General features: G+C 42.0%; 1 protein-coding gene. It reads right to left on the bottom strand.

The features are described 5' to 3' along the window. Positions 1-96 precede the first annotated feature (96 nt). Entirely contained in the window at positions 97-1,530 is a 1,434-nt protein-coding gene (gene ltrA, locus ACQCT8_RS18895; protein WP_426873689.1) for a group II intron reverse transcriptase/maturase, read from the bottom strand. Positions 1,531-2,179 lie beyond the last annotated feature (649 nt).

The following is a 2,179-nucleotide window of genomic DNA, read 5'->3' as shown; positions in this document are numbered from 1 at the left end:
AAATAAAGTAGGGAAACCACTCTCGTGGCTCCCCCCTTATCAAACCGTACGTGCCCTATTAAGGCATACGGCTTACCCATATGTTACAATGCTTGATCAAGAGGATGCGTTCCAGGCATTCTGCATCTTTTGGAGTCGGTGAGGAGTAAAGTACTCCTCACCTTTTTCTTTTGCACGTCTGTAGGCACTTTGTTGTTTTCGGACGGTACGTCCTTTCATCTCTTCGAGATACTCTTCTAATGTATACCCAAAAGCTTTATTAAGGTATAACCAGTAGCTAGGTATCAGCTTTATCCCTACAAAGAAGCGATTATTCCATTTATATCGCATCTTCTTTTCTTTGCTTTGGTTTGGATGCTTATGTATAAAGGCCACACGTAATCTTTTCCTGATGTAACCATCTATATTTAGAAGCATTTTCCTCATCCACCGGGTGATACAACGGCTATTCTGTCCTAGTTCATGATTTGCTTTGATCGCTTTGATAATTGTCACATAATAGTTTACTTTCCCTCGAATGATCGGGTTCACCCGTTTAATCCACTCTTCTTTACTGAGCGTTAATGTCTTTTGAGTCTTCGCCTTGATTTTCAGACGAAAATCTTTCATAGACTCTCCTTTAGGTGTCACGTGAAAGACAGGCTTTTGATCTTTCTTCCCCGGTCTCCAGTGATGAAAAGTAAACCCTAAGAAATCAAAATCATTGTGTCTGAAATCCACAACTCTCGTTTTCTCATTTGAGATTTCCAACCCTAACTCTTTTAACTTTGATTTCGTTAAGGCTGATGCTTCCTCAATAGCTTCTTTTGATTTGGCAAATAGTAAGAAGTCATCAGCGTATCTGACAAACCGAATATTGTGTAGGTCCCACTCCCAGTCCAATTCATTCAGGTAAACATTCGCGAGTAGTGGTGAAATGACACCACCTTGCGGCGTCCCGTAGTCAGAATGTATGAGTTTCCCTTCTTCCATAAAACCTGCCTTCAACCACTGTTCAATCAGTCCTAATACCGTTCTGTCTGATACGTATTTCTTTAACACGTTAATCAGCTTTTGATGAGGGATATTATCAAAGAACCCTTTAATATCACAATCATAAATGTGATTGTATCCCTGTTCAATGTTCCATAAAATGATTTGAAGTGCTCTTTGGACACCTCGGTTTGGTCGATATCCTACTGACCAGTTATGAAACAAAGTATCTTCAAACTTAGGCTGAAGCACATTCACTACGCTCTGTTGAACAATTCGATCTTCAATTGTAAGAATGCCCAACGGGCGTTTCTTGCCATCTTTCTTCGGAATATATACCCTTTTCACTGGATTTGGCTGATAAGTTTTGCTTCTTAATTTATCTAACAGAGACATAATATTCTTTTCTAAGTTAGCGTCATAGCTTTCAATCGTTTCACCGTCAATTCCACCAGCGCCTTTGTTGGCTTTTACCTGTTCAAAACTGTGGGTTAACTTACGATCGAATAGAAGTTGTCCATAGACACTGTGTAGCTTAAATTTCCACTCTTGATTCATTGCGTATTCCACGCCCTTCCTTGATGTACATTCAAACGGTTTTACCGCAGTAACTTGATTGTTAACATTACATCTCGTCCATGACCTGGAGCCATAGGTCGTTCCCCTTCCGTTCACCTCACGTTATGGTCATGAAGCTACTTCCGTACTATGAGAACGTCTGAATTCTCCCTCGTTCTTTGTCATTTCGGATTGCCCTTATAGACTAGAACCCTGCCTGTTTGGTAGAGAGAGAACCTCACGGGGTCATCACATTTCCCTTCTAAACATACCCTGCACCATCACGTGATAAGTCACATTATCCTGATCTGACTTCTAAAGAAAATGCCTGTTAGTGGGCTTCCTCATCTTTCGGAGAGTCGCCAACTTATCCCGCCGCCGTGCTTCACACTTCTTGCATTAGGGTCTGCTTATTCGCTTACGGACCTCTCGATTTTCCGCATCTCCTTCAGACAATCTCTCACAAGAATTGCCCTAGATTAAGCTTCCCGAGCTAGGTCAGTCTCCTCGGGGATGGACTTTCACCATCTGGGATCCACTCCTCTTTTCTTCAACTAGTCGTTTCATCGAAATGACGTCTCTATCTGAAAAGCGAAAAGAAGAGTGCTGGCTAAGCCAGCACTCCTTGCGACTGCCCGTCGCACAAAAG

This window comes from Jeotgalibacillus proteolyticus (assembly GCF_050107735.1).
In the GTDB taxonomy this organism is placed as follows: Bacteria; Bacillota; Bacilli; order Bacillales; family Jeotgalibacillaceae; genus Jeotgalibacillus; species Jeotgalibacillus proteolyticus_A.
This window is presented reverse-complemented; position numbering and strand designations above follow the sequence as displayed.

Excerpts from the sequence above, each read along its gene's own strand:
- ltrA (WP_426873689.1), bottom strand. The coding sequence starts at position 1,530 with ATGAATCAAGAGTGGAAATTTAAGCTACACAGTGTCTATGGACAACTT.